Below are 18,292 nucleotides of genomic sequence, written 5' to 3'. Positions count from 1 at the left end.
GTCTTGAGAACAGCTGCCCAGCTATTGTTTAGTTGTTTTTACTAAACAATTCAACTGCTAATAACTCCATAAAATACGGGTATTTACGGGTACGACGCGCGCGTTTTCCGGGCTGTTCTTGCGGCGTTTTACTATACAATCGCCCGACCTGAACCCGTGATGCCGCGCCTCGCGCGGCAGCTTCATTCGATGGCCACAACCATCCGCGACGTCGCCCGCGCGGCCAGCGTTTCGATCGGCACCGTATCGCGCGCGCTCAAAAATCAGCCGGGCCTTTCCGAGGCCACGCGCGAACGCGTCGTCGAGGCGGCACGCCAGCTCGGCTACGATCCGGCGCAGTTGCGTCCGCGCATCCGCCGCCTGACCTTCCTGTTGCATCGTCAGCACAATAACTTCGCCGCAAGTCCGTTCTTCTCGCACGTGTTGCACGGCGTCGAAGACGCGTGCCGCGAGCGCGGCATCGTGCCTTCGGTGCTGACCGCCGGCCCGACCGAGGACGTCATTCACCAGATGCGCCTGCACGCGCCCGACGCCGTTGCGATCGCCGGCTTCGTCGAGCCCGAAACGCTCGCCACGCTGGTCGCGATGCAGCGCCCGCTGGTGCTGATCGATCTATGGTCGCCGGGCCTGCGCTCAGTGAATCTCGACAACGCCGCCGGCGCCACGCTCGCGATGCGCCATCTGTTCGAGCAGCAGCGCAAGCGCGTCGCGTTCATCGGCGGCTCGCTCGCGCATTTCAGCATCGCCGAGCGCGCGCTCGGCTACCGGCGCGCGTTCTTCGAAGCGGGGCTGCTGTTCGACCCGTCGCTCGAAGTGAACATCGACGCCGGGCTTGATCCCGACACCGGCGCCGCGCGCGCGATGCAGCGCCTGCTCGACGCGCCGGGCCCACGCCCCGACGCCGTGTTCGCGTTCAACGACGCTGCCGCGCTCGCCGCGCTGCGCGTGTGCCTCGCGCGCGGCCTGAGCGTGCCCGACGACATCGCGATCATCGGATTCGACGACATTCCCGCCGCCGCGCACGCCACCCCGCCGCTCTCGACGATCGCGGTCGACAAGGAAGCGCTCGGCCGGCGCGGCGTCGAACTACTGCTCGAAGACTCGCCCGCCGAACTCGAAGTCCGCTTGCCCGTTCAACTCGTTGTCCGTGCCAGTACTTTGGTGAAAACGCCATGACGCTAACCGATCCGATTCACCCTTCTGCCGGCGCCGCACAGGTGCCAGTCATCGCCAGTTTCCGCAGCCGCGAGTTCCTGCTCGCGCACATCGAGGACACGCTGCGCTTCTACGCGCCGAACGTGCTCGACCCGAGCGGCGGCTTCTACCATTTCTTCCGCGACGACGGTTCGATCTACAACCGCACCACGCGCCACCTGGTCAGCAGTTGCCGCTACGTGTTCAACTACGCGATGGCGTATCGACAGTTCGGTGACCCGAAGCACCTCGAATACGCGCGCCACGGTCTGCGCTTTCTGCGCGACGCGCACTGGGACTCGCAGCACGAGGGCTATGACTGGGAAATCGAATGGCACGACGGCAAAAAGAAAATGCTCGACGCGACGCGCCACTGCTACGGCCTCGCGTTCGTGCTGCTCGCGTACTCGCATGCGGCGATGGCCGGTATCGAGGAAGCGAAGCCGATGATCGGCGCGACCTTCGAGCTGATGGAACACCGCTTCTGGGACCCCGCCGCCGGCCTCTATGCCGACGACGCCTCGCCCGACTGGCGCGTCAGCTCGTATCGCGGGCAGAACGCGAACATGCACACCACCGAGGCGCTGCTCGCCGCGCACGAGGCGACCGGCCATCTGGTCTATCTCGATCGCGCCGAGCGCGTCGCGTCGAACATCACGCTGCGCCAGGCGAAGCTGTCGCAAGGGCTCGTGTGGGAGCACTTTCACGCGGACTGGTCGGTCGACTGGCACTACAACGAGGAAGACAGCTCGAACATCTTCCGTCCGTGGGGCTTCCAGCCCGGCCATCAGACCGAGTGGGCGAAGCTGCTGCTGATTCTCGAACGCTTCCGTCCTTTGCCGTGGCTGCTGCCGCGCGCGATCGAACTGTTCGACGCCGCGATGACGCACGCGTGGGACGAAGACCACGGCGGCCTCTACTACGGCTTCGGCCCCGACGGCACCGTGTGCGATCACGACAAGTACTTCTGGGTGCAGGCCGAGACCTTCGCGACCGCGGCACTGCTCGGCAAGCGCACCGGCAACGAGCGCTTCTGGGACTGGTACGACGAGATCTGGCGCTATAGCTGGACGCATTTCGTCGACCACAAGTACGGCGCGTGGTATCGCATCCTCACCTGCGACAACCGCAAGTACAGCGACGAAAAGAGCCCGGCCGGCAAGACCGACTATCACACGATGGGCGCGTGCTACGAAGTGCTCGCCCATGCGCTCGGCGACGACGCGTCGGCTGGATCGACCGCGCCCGCCGCAGCGGTTTCAGCGGAGAAAGCACAATGAGCGCGACGACCGACCTCCCCGTTTTCGTTTCCGCCGGTGACATCCTCACCGATCTCGTGCGCACCGGCGCATCGCACTGGCTGTCGCGTCCGGGCGGCGCGGGCTGGAACGTCGCGCGCTGCGTCGCGCGGCTCGGCCTGCCGACCGCGAGCGCGGGTTCGCTCGGCATCGATAACTTCTCCGACGAGCTGTGGGACGCGAGCGTCGCCGCCGGTCTCGACATGCGTTTTCTGCAGCGCGTCGAGCGCCCGCCGCTGCTCGCGATCGTGCATCAGACGCATCCGCCCGCGTACTTCTTCATGGGTGAGAACGGCGCCGATCTCGCGTTCGATCCGGCGAAGCTGCCGGCCGGCTGGATGAACGCCGTGAAGTGGGCGCACTTCGGTTGCATCAGCCTCGTGCGTCAGCCGCTCGGCGATACGCTCGCAGCACTCGCCGCCGAATTGCGTTCGCACGGCGTGAAGATCAGCTTCGATCCGAACTATCGCAATCTGATGGAGCACGGCTACGAGCCGACGCTGCGCAAGATGGCCGCGCTCGCGGATCTGATCAAGGTATCGGACGAAGACCTGCGCATGATCTTCAAGACCCGCGACGAAGCCGCCGCGCTCGCGCAATTGCGCGCGATGAATCCGGCCGCCACCGTGCTCGTCACACGCGGCCCCGAATCGGCGACGCTGCTCGACGGCGACGCGGTGATCGAGGCGAAGCCGCCGCGCGTCGCAGTGGTGGACACCGTCGGCGCGGGCGATGCGTCGATCGGCGGCCTGCTGTTCAGCCTGATGAGCGCGCCGCAACGCGCGTGGCCCGAGCATCTCGCGTTCGCGCTCGCGGCCGGCGCGGCGGCTTGCGGCCACGCCGGCGCGCACGCGCCGACTCTCGATGAGGTGGTCGCGTTGCTGTAAAGCGCGTCGCTGTAATTCTGTTGCCCTGGAGCGCTCGTAGCGTGACGGATGTCGAGCACGTCACGCTGTGCGAAGCCGCTGCGGCGGGGAACCGATCCCGCCACGCCGTGCTACGATGAAAACATCGAAACCTTTGGGAAAAGGAGCGAGGCCATGGAGGACGTCACCTACACCAAAGGGATCTACACGGCCACTGCGTCGATAAGAGAAGTCGCCCAGGATGCCTGGCAAGGTGTCGTCACCCTCGCGCGAGACGAAGGCGAACCCAGCGAGGATCAGGAAACCACGGTCTATGAAGTCGACGCGACGTCGTCGACTCCGGGAGAAGCGCTCGAAGAAGCGAAAGCGCTCGCACATCGTATTCTCGGGGAAATCGAACTGTAGGCCGAACCAGGGGCAGCGCGCCGCGCGCCCTCGTGCATCGGCGCGCCGCTGCCGGGTCGACCGGCTGGAGGCGATCATGGCTGAGCAGCTGTTCCAATACGGCGTGTATTCGATTCACGTTCGTCCGCTCGAACTGAGCGGCGCGCGCTGGGACGCGGAGTACGAAATCCGTCATCGCGAGAAGGCCGTCAAGGCGTGGACCACGGTCGGCGGCGACGCGGGCTATGCCGATCAGAGCGAAGCGGTGGCTAGCGCGCATCGGCAGGCAGTCGACGATATCGAGCACGGCGCGGGTATTCCGAAGCCGCGCGCGTTTCCGTGACCGGTGCTGCTTGAAGCAACCCGACCCAGCCTGAAATCCGGCGCGCCTCCAAGCACTTCGACGACGAACCGCGCCGACTTCGCAGTGCGCGGAAAATCCCCCAGCGCGCGCAACGCGCCATGCTACGCTGTGGCCGTTTTCATCCTCACGAGCGCGTGATGGCAAGCGAACCGTCAGACCGTTTTTCCACGCTCGGCGATACCGACACCGATACCGATACCGACGCGAGCCCATCGAAGCGCCGCGCGCGCGGCAGCCGCGAATTGCGTCTGGACGATCGCGTGGTGATCGCGCACGGTATGCCGACGCCGCTTTGGCAGGACCTGTATCACCGGGCGCTCGGGGTGCGGTGGCCGGTGTTCTTCGTGTCGCTCGCGCTGCTGTTCCTGCTGCTCAACACCGTATTCGCCACGCTCTACATGCTCGGCGACGCGTCGATCGCGAATCAGTTTCCCAAGGGCTTCGGCGGCGCGTTCTTCTTCAGCGTCGAAACGCTCGCGACCGTCGGCTACGGCGACATGCATCCGCAAACCGTCTACGCGCACTGGATCGCCACGCTCGAAATCTTCGTCGGCATGTCGAGCATCGCGTTGGCGACCGGGCTGATCTTCGCGCGCTTTTCGCGGCCGCACGCGAAGATCATGTTTGCGCGCTACGCGGTGATCCGGCCAATCGACGGCCGCATGACGTTGATGGTGCGCGCAGCCAACGCACGTCAGAACGTAATCGCCGAGGCGCGCGCGCGGCTGCGCATCATGCGTCTGGAGACCTCGGTCGAAGGCTATACGCTGCGCAAGCTCTACGACCTCACGCTGGTGCGCGACCAGCATCCGGTGTTCAAGCTCGGCTGGACGCTGATGCACATCATCGACGAAGCGAGTCCGCTGTTCGGCGAAAACGCCGAATCGTTGAAGGGCAGCGACATGTCGCTGCTGCTCACGCTCGAAGGCATCGACGAATCAACGTCGCAAACCATGCAGGCACGCCACATGTGGAGCTGCGACCAGATCGTCTGGCAGCACCGGTTCGTAGACATCATGAGCGAGCGCGGCGGCGTGAGCCATATCGACTACGCGCACTTCGACGAGATCGTGCCGCTCGATGCCGCGCCGCTCAAACCGGACATCGCGGCAAACACGGCGCAATAGGCAAAGGCGTATTCGGCGCCCCCTCACTCCCCAGGGCATACCCGAAGCGCGCCGCCGCGTGGCAAATCCGGCTCAAAAGCCGGTCAAAACGCGCGACTCTTCGCGCCCGTTCACGCACGCCCGATTAAAGAAGAAATAATTCACTCCCACAAGCGCTAAAAAATAGAGTCTCTTTCGCTGCGCCGCATCCGTGCCCCCACCACCGCGCGCGAAACCAGAACAATGGAGACTCGCCCATGACCGCCCGCCAGCCCATCGACGACACGCCCGCCCTCGCCGACTACAAGCTGTCCGACAATCTCACCGCGACGCACGGCCGGATCTTTCTGACCGGCACCCAGGCGCTCGTGCGCCTCGCGTTGATGCAGCGCGAACTCGACAAAACCCGCGGCATGAACACGGCCGGGTTTATCAGCGGCTATCGCGGCTCGCCGCTCGGGATGGTCGATCTGCAATTGTGGAAGGCGAACAAACTGCTCGCCGCGAGCGACATCCGCTTTCTGCCCGCGATCAACGAAGAACTCGGCGGCACCGCCGTGCTCGGCACACAGCGAGTCGAAGCCGATCCGGAGCGCACCGTCGATGGCGTATTCGCGATGTGGTACGGCAAAGGCCCGGGCGTCGACCGCGCGGGCGATGCGCTGAAGCACGGCAACGCATATGGCTCATCGCCGCACGGCGGCGTGCTGGTGGTCGCGGGCGATGATCACGGCTGCGTGTCGTCGTCCATGCCGCATCAAAGCGACTTCACGATGATCGCGTGGCATATGCCGGTGGTGAATCCGTCGAACATCGCGGACATGCTCGAATTCGGCCTGTACGGCTGGGCGTTGTCGCGCTTCTCGGGCGCGTGGGTCGGCTACAAGGCCATTTCGGAGACCGTCGAATCGGGCTCGAGCGTCGATCTCGACGCGCTGCAAACCGAATGGACGCTCCCTCAGGAGTTCGAAGCACCGGCGGGTGGTCTGCACAACCGCTGGCCCGATCTGCCGAGCCTGACGATCGAAGCGCGTCTGCACGCGAAGCTCGACGCGGTGCGTCACTTCGCGCGCACGAACAGCATCGATAAATGGATCGCGCCGAGTCCGCACGCGAACGTCGGCATCGTCACGTGCGGCAAGGCGCATCTCGATCTGATGGAAGCGCTGCGCCGGCTCGACCTGACGCTCGCCGATCTCGACGCGGCCGGCGTGCGCATCTACAAGGTCGGACTGTCGTTTCCGTTGGAGATGACCCGCATTGACGCGTTCGTGTCGGGTCTGTCCGAAGTACTCGTGATCGAAGAGAAAGGTCCCGTCATCGAGCAACAGATCAAGGACTATCTGTACAACCGCACCCAGGGCACGCGGCCGGTCGTGATCGGCAAGCACGCCCAAGATGGCACGTTGCTGCTGTCGTCGCTCGGCGAATTGCGGCCGTCGCGCATCCTGCCGGTGTTCGCGAACTGGCTCGCCAGGCACAAGCCCGCGCTCGATCGGCGCGAACGCGTCGTCGATCTGGTCGCGCCGCAGATCCTGTCGAACGCGGCGGACAGCGTGAAGCGCACGCCGTACTTCTGCTCCGGCTGTCCGCACAACACGTCGACGAAAGTACCGGACGGCTCGATCGCGCAGGCGGGTATCGGCTGTCATTTCATGGCTTCCTGGATGGAGCGCGACACGACCGGGCTCATTCAGATGGGCGGCGAAGGCGTCGACTGGGCCGCGCATTCGATGTTCACGAAAACGCGCCACGTGTTCCAGAATCTCGGCGACGGCACCTACTTTCACTCCGGCATTCTCGCGATTCGCCAGGCGGTCGCCGCGAACGCGACGATCACGTACAAGATCCTCTATAACGACGCGGTCGCGATGACCGGCGGCCAGCCGGTCGACGGCAGCATCTCGGTGCCGCAGATCGCGCGCCAGGTCGAAGCCGAGGGCGTGTCGCGCTTCGTCGTGGTCAGCGACGAGCCCGAGAAATACGCTGGCCATCACAGTCAGTTTCCGCGCGGCACGACGTTTCACCACCGCAGCGAAATGGACACCGTGCAGCGCGAATTGCGCGATACCGACGGCGTGACCGTGCTGATCTACGACCAGACCTGCGCGGCCGAAAAACGCCGGCGTCGCAAGAAGGGCGAATATCCCGATCCGAACAAACGGCTCTTCATCAACGAGGAAGTCTGCGAAGGCTGCGGCGATTGTGGCGTGCAGTCGAACTGCCTGTCGGTGGAACCGGTCGAAACCGCGCTCGGTCGCAAGCGCCGCATCGATCAGTCGTCGTGCAACAAGGACTACTCGTGCGTGAATGGCTTCTGCCCGAGCTTCGTCACCGTCGAAGGCGGCACGCTGAAGAAAGCCGCGGGCGCCGCGTTCGATCCGCAGGCGCTCGCCACGCACGTCAACGCACTGCCGCTTCCCGCGACGCAACTCGATGCCGCGCCGTACGACATCCTCGTCACTGGAGTGGGCGGTACCGGCGTCGTGACGGTCGGCGCGTTGATCAGCATGGCCGCGCATCTCGAAGGCAAGAGCGCGTCGGTGCTCGACTTCATGGGCTTCGCACAGAAGGGCGGCTCGGTGCTGTCGTTCGTCCGCTTTGCCGCCCGCGACGAATGGTTGAACCAGGTGCGCATCGACACGCAGCAGGCCGACGTGCTGCTCGCCTGCGACATGGTGGTCGGCGCGAGCGCCGACGCGTTACAGACAGTGCGGCATGGCCGCACGCGCATCGTCGTCAACACGCATGCAATTCCGAACGCGAGCTTCGTGCAGAATCCGGACGCGACGCTGCATGCCGACGCGCTGATCGACAAGATGCGTCATGCGGCTGGCGTTGAGCGCATGTCGACGTGCGACGCGCAAGCCCTGGCGACGCGCTTTCTCGGTGACACGATCGGCGCGAACATTCTGATGCTCGGTTTCGCGTGGCAACTCGGTCTCGTGCCGGTGTCGTTCGCCGCGATGATGCGCGCGATCGAACTGAACAACGTCGCAGTGCAGATGAACCAGCTCGCTTTCTCGATCGGCCGCATGGCCGCCAACAATCCCGCCGCGCTCGAATCGCTATGGCAGGCACGTCACACGCAGAAGCCGGGCGTGCGCGTCGATACGCTCGACGAGCTGATCGCGCATCGCGAAGAACGTCTGCTCGCGTATGGCGGCGCGGCTTATGTGAAGCGCTATCGCGCGCTCGTCGATACGGCGCGCCGCGCGGAAACCGCCGTCGACGCGACGAGCGAGCGCGTCGCGCGCGCGGTCGCGACGACGTTCTATCGGCTGCTCGCGGTGAAGGACGAGTACGAAGTCGCGCGTCTGCATACGGATGCCGGGTTCCGCGAAGCGCTCGAAGCGCAGTTCGAGGGCGTCGCCGGCAAGGACTTCACGATCCGCTTCAACCTCGCGCCGCCGACGCTCACGCGCGCGAAGCCCGGCGCCGTGCCTGCCAAGAAAACCTATGGTCAGTGGATGTGGCCCGTACTTGGCCTGCTCGCGAAATGGCGCGGCCTGCGCGGCACGGCGCTCGATCCGTTCGGCCGCACGCTGGAGCGCAAGATGGAGCGCGAACTCGCGAGCGATTACGAAATCACGCTGCAACGTGCGCTCGCGAAACTCGACGCGAGCCATCTCGACGACGTCGCGAAACTCGCCGAACTGCCCGCGCGGGTGCGCGGTTATGGGCACGTGAAGCTTGCGAATCTGGCGGGAGTGAAGCGCGGGGAGCGTGAACTTGCTGCGCGTCTCGGCATCGACGCGGCGACGGGTGCGGCGGTGAAGAAGTCGCTGGAGGAAATGAAGGGCGCCGGGCAGTTGCGCGGCATTCCGGTGGTGGTCGCGAAGTAGTTCGTTGCGCTGCTCACCGTTGGGTCGCGTCGAGCAGCGCCCTCACCTGCGTGACTTTCGCCGGATCGATCGGCGCGAGTCCGTTGCCGTTCACGCGCACGCCGGAGCCGAAATGCACGGCCTCGACGTGCGTTCTGCTTACGAAGTCCGCAACCGCATCGACTGTCAATCCGGCACCCGCGAGCACCGTGCAATGCGAGCCTGACGCTTGCCGCACCAGTTCGCTAATCATTGCTTGCGCGTGCAGCACCGACGGCTTTCCCCCCGACGTCAGCAGATTCGTCACCGCCTCGAAACCGAGCAGCACGTCGAGCGCTTCGCGCAGATCGCGCGCTTCGTCGAACGCGCGGTGGAATGTGATCGCGAGGCCATCGGCGGCCTCGCACGCACGCGCGAGGCCTTCGCGATCGATCCGGCCCTGAGTATCGAGCATGCCGATCACGATGCCGTTCGCGCCAGCCGCCTTCACGACACGGATGTCGCGCAGCATCACCGCAAGGTCGTCGGCGTCGTAGACGAACGAGCGGCTATGCGGCCGCACGATCACTCGCACAGGGACGCCAACCGCAGAAACCACCGCCTCGATCAACCCCACACTCGGCGTCAGACCGCCCTCACCCATCGCGGTCACGAGTTCGAGACGGTCAGCGCCGGCCTGCGCGGCAACGCGCGCATCGGCGACGGTCGTGGCAATCACTTCGAGCAGCACGGACATGAGGGCAACCCGGTGTCGTTGAAAACGACATCATGTCAGATGCGCGCGTCGCGCTCCTGCTCGACCCAGTCGATATCGCCGCACAGCACGCAGATCTCGCTGCCGACCCGCGTCGCCACCGACAGCGTCACGCACGGCAACGCCTCGTTGATCGACAGATACGGCCGCGTCACGTGCACGCGCTCCGGCGCATTGATCGCGACGCTGAAGTACGGACGACGCAGCCAGTTCGCGCCCTGCGCATCGGCGAGTGGCAGAAAGCGCGTTTCGCGCGCCGCGCGATCGGCGCGCAGCACGACGTTGCGGCCCGCCTGGCGCCCTTTCGCGTCGAGCAGAAAACAGCGCGCCGCGTGATCGAGCGCGAGGAAATTCCAGCACACCTCGTCGAGCGGCTCGCCTGCGGCGAGGCGCTCCGCGGCGCGCTCGAAGGCGCGCACATAGGGCGCGAGCCGAGTCGCGCTGCGCCGCTCGCGCGCCTCGGCCTGCTCGCGATAGCGCTCGGTGACTTCGCCGATGCAGGCGGCCGCGTGGATCGCATCGGCGACACCCGGACTCGGCCGGCCGAAGAAAAAGCCCTGCACGAAGTCGGCATTGCAGGCGAGCGCCATCTGCGCTTCGTGCTCGGTTTCGACGCCTTCGATCAGCACGAGCTTGCCCGCCTCATGCAGCAGCGACACGAGCCCCGGCAGGATCGTCGCCATGTCGGCACGATGCGCGGCGTGCGACAGCATGATGCGGTCGAGCTTCACGATGTCGGGATTCAGTTGCCAGATCCGCTCGATGTTCGAATGTCCCGCGCCGAAATCGTCGAGCGCGATGAGGAAACCGCGCTCGCGAAACTCGCGCACCGCGTCGGCGAGCCGATCGAGATCTTCGGCGCGCTGCTCGAGCACTTCGAGCACGACGCGTCGCGGCGACAGATCGAGCCGCCGCAGATTCGCGAGCAGCGCCGCCGAGAGATACGGGTCGGTCAGCACGCCCGGGTGCACGTTCAGAAACAGCCACTCGCGCTCGGCACCGAGCACCTTGAAGTTCTCCAGATGCAGCGTCTGTGCGAGCCGGTCGATGTGCAGCGCGTCGCCGATCCGCGCGGCCTCACCGAATACGTCGAGCGCCGACACCGCGCAATCGAGCGCGTCGTGCGCGCGCAGCAAGCCCTCGTAGCCGACCGCGCGCATGTGCGAAAGGCTGAAAATCGGCTGAAACACGCTCGTCAGCGTCAGCTCGCCATGCTGCACCGAATAGCGTTGAAGGCCCGAGGTCACCTCGACCTCGAAGCCGTGCGGCACGCTCGCCGCCCTGTCCTGTTGCGCAATCGTCATGCAATCCTCTCACGCAAGAATCGGCCGGTCCGAACGCGGGAGCAACGCGACCGATGCCGATTCTAAAAATGTGCGTCATCGTTGCAGGTTAAGCAAGGTCTATGCGCACGGTGGCGCACATTGCGCTGTGACTCCACCGGAAGATTGCACCGGCGACAAGGTTCATGCGCCGACCGTGGGCGCGCCGCGCACCGTTGCGGTGCGCGGCTCGTTGTGAGCTTCGCCGCGAAGCTTGCGGCAAGCGCGCGGGGCCGGGCTACACTCGACGTTTGACATCTGGCCCCTCCCCAGCACACCCCCTTCATCCGCCCGGAACACACGATGGAAATTGTCTTCACCGTCCTGATCCTGCTGCTCGCCGTCGCGGCGTCCGGCGTGCTGACCCGCACGTTGCCGTTCAAGTTGCCGCTGCCGCTCGTGCAGATTGCGATCGGCGCGATGCTCGCGTGGCCGCGCCTCGAATTGCACGTCGCGTTCGATCCGGAAATCTTCATGCTGCTGTTCATTCCACCGCTGCTGTTCGCGGATGGCTGGCGCATTCCGAAGCGCGAGTTCTTCATGGCGCGCCGCGCGATCCTGATGCTCGCACTCGGTCTCGTGTTCATGACGGTGCTGGTGGTCGGCTACTTCGTCCACGCGCTGGTGCCGCAGATCTCGCTGCCGGTCGCGTTCGCACTCGCCGCGGTGCTGTCGCCGACCGACGCGGTCGCGCTATCGGGCATCGCCGGCAAGGGCAAGATTCCTGGACAACTGATGCATATCCTCGAAGGAGAGGCGCTGATGAACGACGCGTCGGGCCTCGTCGCGCTAAAGTTCGCGATCGCCGCGGCGCTGACCGGCACGTTCTCGTTGCGTGAAGCGTCGGTGAGCTTCGTGATCATCGCGGTGGGCGGCCTCGCGGTCGGCGCGGCCGTGAGCGCGGTGTTCAGCTTCGTGTCCGCGCGTTTCCTCAATGTCACCCAGGAAGGCGACCCCGCCCCCGGTGTCGTCATGACGCTGTTGATTCCGTTCGCCGCCTATCTGACCGCTGAGCGGTTCGAACTGTCGGGCATCCTCGCCGCGGTCTCCGCCGGCATGATGATGAACTACGCGAGCATCGCGGATACGTGGCAGGTCGCCTCGCGCGTGCGGGCGACGAGCACGTGGACGATGATCGAGTTCGTCTTCAACGGCATGGTGTTCATCATGCTGGGCCTGCAGTTTCCGCACATCCTCGGCCGCGCGCTACTCGACGCGCACGAAACCAGCGACGCGCAGGTCGCGCTGCTGACCGGTTACATCGTCGCGGTCGCGGCCGCGCTGTATGCGATGCGCTTCGTGTGGGTGTGGCTGCTGCGCTGGTTCGCGAGCCGCGGCGCGGCGAAGCACGGCGTCGCCAACGCGGTGCCGGGATTGCGCATGGTGTCGGTGACGACGGTGGCGGGCGTGCGCGGCGCGGTGACGCTCGCGGGCGTGTTGTCGCTGCCGCAGTTGCTGCCCAACGGTACGCCGCTGCCGGGACGCGATCTGGCGATCTTCATCGCGTCGGGCGTGATCCTGCTGTCGCTGCTGGTGGCGGTGGCCGCGTTGCCGCTGTTGCTGCGCGGCTGGCGGCGCGGCAAGGACCCGCATGCGGCCGAGGAAGCGCTCGCGCGTACGCTCGCCGCACAGGCGGCGATTCGCGCGGTCGATCATCTGCACGACAGCGTGTCCGCGGATCTCGAGGAATCGGCGCAGGCGTATGCGACTGACGTGACGGCGCGCGTGATGGACCTATACCGCCGCCGCCTCGCGACGCTCAACGAAGACCAGGCGCCGCGCGAACTGGCGCGCCGCGCCGATGCGCTCGAATTTCGCATGAAGCTCGCGGCGATGCGCGCCGAACGCAAGGCGCTGCTCGATTTGCGCAACAGCCAGCGGATCAACGACGAGACGTTGAACAAGCTGATGCGCGAGGTGGATCTGTCGGAGACGGCGCTGACCGCGCGCAACAGGTAGGGGTTCGCTGCCGCATCAACAACGGCACCGGCGGGTGAGACGCCGGTGCCGATCAACGCTCAGGCCACCGGCCCTTGCTTCGGCCTTCTGCTCAACAGCGTGTACAGGATGATCGCGCCGAACGTCGCGGTGCCGATGCCGCCGAGCCCGAAGCTGCCGAGCTTCAACGAGAAGTCGCCGGCGCCGAGCACGAGCGTGACGGCCGCCACGATCAGATTGCGGTTGTCGGAGAAGTCGACCTTGTTGACGACCCAGATGCGCGCGCCGGTTACCGCGATCAGCCCGAACACGACGATCGACACACCACCCAGTACCGGGCCCGGAATGGTCTGGATCACCGCGCCGAACTTCGGCGAGAAGCCGAGCACGATGGCGATCAGCGCGGCGATCACGAACACCAGCGTCGAATAGATTTTCGTCACTGCCATCACGCCGATGTTCTCCGCGTACGTCGTCACGCCGGTGCCGCCCGCGAAGCCGGACACGATCGTCGCGAGCGCATCGCCGATAAACGCGCGGCCGATATAGCGGTCGAGGTTCTGGCCGGTCATCGCGCTCACGGCCTTGATGTGACCGAGGTTTTCGGCGACGAGAATCACCGCGACCGGCGCGAGCAGCGTCATCGCGTGCGGGTCGAACACCGGCGACATGAACTGCGGCATGCCGAACCACGCGGCGTTCGCGACGATCGAGAAATCGATCGGCTTGCCCATGCCGAGGCCGTTCGTGACGATCGCGTAAATGACGTAGGCAAGCAGCAGGCCGACCAGGATCAGCAGACGCTGCAGCATGCCGCGCGTGAACACCGCGACCGCGCCGACGCACAGCACCGTCACGAGCGCCATCCACGAATCGAAGTTGCTGCCGCTCACGCCGTGCACGGCGATCGGCGCGAGGTTCAGGCCGATCACGCAGACGATCGCACCGGTCACGACCGGCGGCATCAGCGTCTCGATCCAGCCAGTGCCGACCGCCGACACGATCAGTCCGATTACCCCGTACGCGACACCGCACGCGATGATGCCGCCCAGCGCGACCGGAATGTTCGGATTCGCGCCGTGTCCGCCGTAGCCCGTCACCGCGATCACGAGCCCGATGAACGCGAAGCTCGACCCGAGATAGCTCGGCACGCGGCCGCCGACGAGCACGAAGAACAGCAGCGTGCCGATCCCCGACATGAAGATGCACAGGTTCGGATCAAAGCCCATCAGCAACGGCGCGAGCACGGTCGCACCGAACATCGCGACGACGTGCTGGACGCCCATCGCGAACATTTGCGGCCAACCGAGCCGTTCGTCGATGCCGACGATGCCGCCCTCGGCGGCGGCAGGCTGGCGGCGCCAGCGGGGGAAATAGGATGCGGCCATCGCGGGATTCTCCTCAGGGTCGGCGTGGTGTGTATCGATCACGCACTGCGGCGTGGGTCCGGCAAAGTTACGCGCGAGTTTACGGAGAGCAATAAGGGCTGGCAAGCGGGCTGAGAAGCGGGCCGACAAGCGCGACTGGGAAGCGCGTCAATTCGCGACGCACGTGTACGCGTCCGTGTCCGCCGTCGCGCCGTACACCATCACCCGATTGCGGCCGGCATCCTTCGCCCGGTAAAGCGCCTGGTCGGCGGCGTCGATGAGCGCGCGGCTCGTCGCGATCAGCGCGCCGTGCGCGGTCGCCGCGCCGACGCTCACCGTCAGCACGTGATGCGCACTCGCCACGTGGCGGCATTGCAGCGCCTGCACCGCCGCGCGGATCTGCTCGGCGATCCGCTGCGCACCCGCCGCGTCGGTGTCGGGCAGCAGCACCGCGAACTCCTCGCCGCCGAAGCGCGCGGCCGTGTCGCCCGGCCGCCGCGCGTTCTGCGCGATACAGCGCGCGGCGCCGATCAGCGCCTCGTCGCCGGCCGAATGGCCATACAGATCGTTGAAGCCTTTGAAGTTGTCGACGTCGATCAAAAGCAGCGACAGCGGCCGGTCGTCGCGCTGCGCGCGGCGCCATTCGTCGTTCACGTGCTCCTCGAACGCGCGGCGATTGTTCAGGCCTGTCAGCCCGTCGGTGCGCGCGAGTTCGCGCAACTCGTCCTCGGCCGCGCGGCGCAGGCGCAACTGGGACGAGAACAGGAAAGCGAGAGCGACGATTGTCACATCGAGCGCGCCGATCAGCGTGCCGATGATCCAGGCGCGCCGCCGCCATTCGACGTAGATGTCGCGCGTCGAGAGCGCGACGTCGAGAATCAGCGGATAGGTATCGATATGACGAAACGCGTACCAGCGCTCGACACCATCGATCGCCGCAGTGCCGAAGAAGTCGCCGCTCTGCTGCGTGGTGAAGCGCGAGTAGTTGGCGGTGCCCGTCAGGTTGATGCCGATTATTTTTGGATCGTAAGGACGACGCATCAACATGGTGCCGTCGCTCAGCATCAGCGCCATCGAGCCGCTCGGCCCGAGCTTCATGCCGTCGAACAGCCGACGGAAATAGGTGAGGCGCATCGTGCCGACTACCACGCCGCCGAAGCTACCGTCCGGCCGGGCGATGCGCCGGCTCAGCGCGATGCGCAGGTCCTCCTCGGTGCCGCTCGGGCTGAACGGATGGCTGATGTAGAGGCCGACGCCGGGCGAATCGCGATGCACCTTGAAGTAATCGCGGTCGGCATGATTATTCGCACGCGGCGGCCACGCGCGCGAATCGAAACGCACGTTGCCGTTTTCGTCGAGCACGAATACCGAACCCATGTCCTTCGCGCTGATCGAGCCGTCGAACAGCACCATCTGACGGATCTGCGGCGGCAACTCGAGCGCGCCCGGCTGCTTGAGTCCGTTGATCACCGCGCGCAGCGACAGGTCGTAGATCTCCAGATTGCGCGACACGTCGCGCTCAACCAGCAGGGAAATGTTGGCGACGGAGTCCTGCGCGCGCCGCAACGCGTCGTCGTGCATCTGTGCGAGCAGGAAAACAGCGATCGCGAGAATCGCGCCAGCCAGCACGACGCTGATCGCAATTACGGCATTCGGTCGGCGCGTCACCATGCGTATTTCGTTCTGACATGCGCTGAAGGACGCGCGTGAAGGAGCGGCCGCGCCTCGGTGATTACCCTCAAAACACGACCTACGAATCGGTAGCGTAGCAGACCCGGCGGCCCGGCAATCCTTCGAATAAACAGGTTTTTTCCCGTCGGCGAGTCCCACCAGCGGGCATCCGCGCCCGATTGCGACGCTCTCCAGCCGCCGCCAAATTATTCGGATAGCGAATGCAAATTGGCTGGATAGTTCGCCTCGCCCCTTGGGTATTCAATCGAGTCTGTCGCGTTCAAACGATTGGACACAAGGAGAGACACATCATGAGCGAAAAGCGCAGCGCCTCCGAATGGCGCGAATTCGTTAGCGGCTGTCTGGACTTCCGCCCGGCGGAAGGCGTGTACCGGATTGCCCGCGAAATGTTCACGGAGCCCGAGCTGTTCTTGCTCGAGATGGAGTACATCTTCGAGAAGGCCTGGATCTATGCGTGCCACGAAAGCGAAATTCCCAACAAGAACGATTTCCTGACGATGCGCGCGGGCCGCCAGCCGCTGATCATCTCGCGCGACAGCGCCGGCAACCTGAACGCGATGATCAACGCGTGCCAGCACCGCGGCGCGACGCTCACGCGCATGACCAAGGGCAACCAGTCGACCTTTACGTGCCCGTTCCACGCCTGGTGCTACAAGAACGACGGCCGCCTCGTGAAGGTGAAAGCGCCGGGCGAATACTGCGACGACTTCGACAAGTCGGTGCGCGGCCTGAAGAAAGCGCGCATTGCGAGCTACAAGGGTTTCGTGTTCGTGAGCCTCGACGTCGACGGCACCGACACGCTCGAAGACTATCTTGGCGACGCGCGCATCTTCTTCGACATGATGGTCGCCCAGTCGCCGACCGGCGAGCTCGAAGTGCTGCCGGGCAAATCCACCTACACGTTCGATGGCAACTGGAAGCTGCAGAACGAAAACGGTCTCGACGGCTATCACGTGAGCACCGTGCATTACAACTATGTGGCGACTGTGCAGCATCGCCACGAGTCGAACGCGAAGACAGGCGGGAACGGTCACAGCGCGGGCGGCACGCTCGACTACAGCAAGCTCGGCGCGGGCGACAGCGAAACCGACGACGGCTGGTTCGCGTTCAGGAACGGCCACAGCGTGCTGTTCAGCGACATGCCGAATCCGCAAGTGCGTCCCGGCTACGAGAGCGTGATGCCGCGCCTCGTCGAAGCATATGGTCAGCACAAAGCCGAATGGATGATGCACCGTCTGCGTAACCTGAACGTCTATCCGAGCCTGTTCTTCATGGACCAGATCAGCTCGCAGCTGCGCATCGTGCGCCCGGTCGCGTGGAACAAGACCGAGATCATCAGCCAGTGCATCGGCGTGAAGGGCGAGTCGGCCAAGGATCGCGAGAACCGTATTCGTCAATTCGAAGACTTCTTCAACGTGTCCGGCATGGGCACGCCCGACGACCTCGTCGAGTTCCGCGAGCAGCAGCGCGGTTTCCAGGCGCGTCTCGAACGCTGGAGCGATATCTCGCGCGGGCATCACCAGTGGGTCAGCGGCACGACCGCGAACGCCACGCTGCTCGGCATCGCGCCGAATCTGACCGGCGTCGAACTGACCCACGAAGGGCTTTACGTGAACCAGCACGGCACCTGGCGCGACACGATCCTCAAGGGTCTCGACAAATCCATCGAATCGCAGGGAGAGCAGGCATGAGCCAACTCCAACACTCCATCGAGCAGTTTCTGTATCTGAAGGCCGATCTGTGCGACAAGCAGCAATGGGACGAATACGTCGAACTGTTCGATCCGCAGAGCGTGTTTCATGTGCCGCAGTGGGATTCGGAGCACGTCTATACGACCGACCCGAAGCAGGGCATGTCGTTGATTTACTACTCGGATCGCGCCGGTCTCGAAGACCGCGTGTTCCGTCTGCGCACCGGCAAGTCGGCCGCGTCGACTCCGCTGCCGCGCACGATGCATCAGATCAGCAACGTGCGTCTGAGCGAGCGCGAGGATGCGATCGTCGAAGCGAACGTGAACTGGTCGACGCTCTACACGCGCCACGGCTCGACCGACTACTTCTACGGCCGCGCGGTGTACGACCTGCAACCGTCGGGCGATAGCTGGAAGATCAAGCGCAAGCACGTGCTGCTGCTGAACGACCACATCAACGCGGTGCTGGATTTCTACCATCTGTGAGCCGGGA

14 protein-coding genes are annotated in these 18,292 nt (G+C 65.2%); 10 read left to right on the top strand and 4 right to left on the bottom strand.

Annotated features, from left to right (window positions below; all coding sequences use genetic code 11):
- The first annotated feature begins 189 nt into the window (after nucleotides 1–189).
- The 7 genes from L0U81_RS00910 to L0U81_RS00880 all read left to right on the top strand — a co-directional run bounded on the left by L0U81_RS00910 (nucleotide 190) and on the right by L0U81_RS00880 (nucleotide 9,057).
- On the top strand, nucleotides 190–1,176 hold the full coding sequence (locus tag L0U81_RS00910) for a LacI family DNA-binding transcriptional regulator (protein ID WP_233799726.1): 987 nt from the start codon (nucleotides 190–192) through the stop codon (nucleotides 1,174–1,176).
- Nucleotides 1,173–2,474, top strand: coding sequence for an AGE family epimerase/isomerase (locus L0U81_RS00905; protein ID WP_233799725.1), 1,302 nt, complete (start codon nucleotides 1,173–1,175; stop codon nucleotides 2,472–2,474). The genes L0U81_RS00910 and L0U81_RS00905 overlap by 4 nt, the downstream gene beginning before the upstream one ends.
- Nucleotides 2,471–3,379 carry a carbohydrate kinase family protein gene (locus tag L0U81_RS00900; protein ID WP_233799724.1) on the top strand — a complete coding sequence of 303 codons (909 nt, stop codon included), beginning with the start codon at nucleotides 2,471–2,473 and terminating at the stop codon, nucleotides 3,377–3,379. The genes L0U81_RS00905 and L0U81_RS00900 overlap by 4 nt, the downstream gene beginning before the upstream one ends.
- A 153-nt stretch (nucleotides 3,380–3,532) precedes the next feature.
- Nucleotides 3,533–3,763, top strand: coding sequence for a hypothetical protein (locus L0U81_RS00895; protein ID WP_233799723.1), 231 nt, complete (start codon nucleotides 3,533–3,535; stop codon nucleotides 3,761–3,763).
- A 76-nt stretch (nucleotides 3,764–3,839) separates the two neighbouring features.
- Nucleotides 3,840–4,085, top strand: coding sequence for a hypothetical protein (locus L0U81_RS00890; protein ID WP_233799722.1), 246 nt, complete (start codon nucleotides 3,840–3,842; stop codon nucleotides 4,083–4,085).
- 158 nt (nucleotides 4,086–4,243) lie between these two features.
- On the top strand, nucleotides 4,244–5,233 hold the full coding sequence (locus tag L0U81_RS00885) for an ion channel (protein WP_233799721.1): 990 nt from the start codon (nucleotides 4,244–4,246) through the stop codon (nucleotides 5,231–5,233).
- 236 nt (nucleotides 5,234–5,469) lie between these two features.
- Complete coding sequence (locus tag L0U81_RS00880; RefSeq protein WP_233799720.1) at nucleotides 5,470–9,057, top strand: indolepyruvate ferredoxin oxidoreductase family protein; 3,588 nt, start codon at nucleotides 5,470–5,472, stop codon at nucleotides 9,055–9,057.
- A gap of 13 nt (nucleotides 9,058–9,070) precedes the next feature.
- On the opposite strand, the gene L0U81_RS00875 is transcribed toward L0U81_RS00880, so the two are convergent.
- A complete protein-coding gene (locus L0U81_RS00875; RefSeq protein WP_233799719.1) occupies nucleotides 9,071–9,772 on the bottom strand; it encodes a copper homeostasis protein CutC in 702 nt (233 codons plus the stop codon).
- Nucleotides 9,773–9,807: 35 nt separating this feature from the next.
- Nucleotides 9,808–11,094, bottom strand: coding sequence for an EAL domain-containing protein (locus L0U81_RS00870; protein ID WP_233799718.1), 1,287 nt, complete (start codon nucleotides 11,092–11,094; stop codon nucleotides 9,808–9,810).
- 321 nt (nucleotides 11,095–11,415) lie between these two features.
- On the opposite strand from L0U81_RS00870, the gene L0U81_RS00865 reads away from it, so the two are divergent.
- Nucleotides 11,416–13,071, top strand: a complete 1,656-nt coding sequence (locus L0U81_RS00865; RefSeq protein ID WP_233799717.1) for a Na+/H+ antiporter — start codon at nucleotides 11,416–11,418, stop codon at nucleotides 13,069–13,071.
- A 59-nt stretch (nucleotides 13,072–13,130) separates the two neighbouring features.
- On the opposite strand, the gene L0U81_RS00860 is transcribed toward L0U81_RS00865, so the two are convergent.
- Together L0U81_RS00860 and L0U81_RS00855 are read right to left on the bottom strand one after the other, a co-directional pair.
- Nucleotides 13,131–14,438: a solute carrier family 23 protein gene (locus L0U81_RS00860; RefSeq protein WP_233799716.1), complete on the bottom strand. Its 1,308-nt coding sequence runs from the start codon at nucleotides 14,436–14,438 to the stop codon at nucleotides 13,131–13,133.
- Between the two features lie 147 nt (nucleotides 14,439–14,585).
- Entirely contained in the window at nucleotides 14,586–16,088 is a 1,503-nt protein-coding gene (locus tag L0U81_RS00855; RefSeq protein ID WP_233799715.1) for a sensor domain-containing diguanylate cyclase, read from the bottom strand.
- Nucleotides 16,089–16,399: 311 nt separating this feature from the next.
- Between L0U81_RS00855 and antA the strand changes: the two genes are divergently transcribed.
- Both antA and antB read left to right on the top strand, forming a co-directional pair.
- Nucleotides 16,400–17,800 carry an anthranilate 1,2-dioxygenase large subunit gene (antA, locus tag L0U81_RS00850; RefSeq protein ID WP_233799714.1) on the top strand — a complete coding sequence of 467 codons (1,401 nt, stop codon included), beginning with the start codon at nucleotides 16,400–16,402 and terminating at the stop codon, nucleotides 17,798–17,800.
- Nucleotides 17,797–18,285 (top strand): anthranilate 1,2-dioxygenase small subunit, encoded by a 489-nt coding sequence (gene antB, locus L0U81_RS00845; RefSeq protein ID WP_233799713.1) that lies wholly within the window; start codon nucleotides 17,797–17,799, stop codon nucleotides 18,283–18,285. Before antA ends, antB begins: the two co-directional genes overlap by 4 nt.
- Nucleotides 18,286–18,292 lie beyond the last annotated feature (7 nt).

The sequence above is a fragment of the Paraburkholderia sp. HP33-1 genome, assembly GCF_021390595.1.
Taxonomy (GTDB): domain Bacteria; phylum Pseudomonadota; class Gammaproteobacteria; order Burkholderiales; family Burkholderiaceae; genus Paraburkholderia.
Note: the sequence above shows the minus strand (reverse complement) of the source record. Positions and strands in the feature narration are given on the sequence as shown.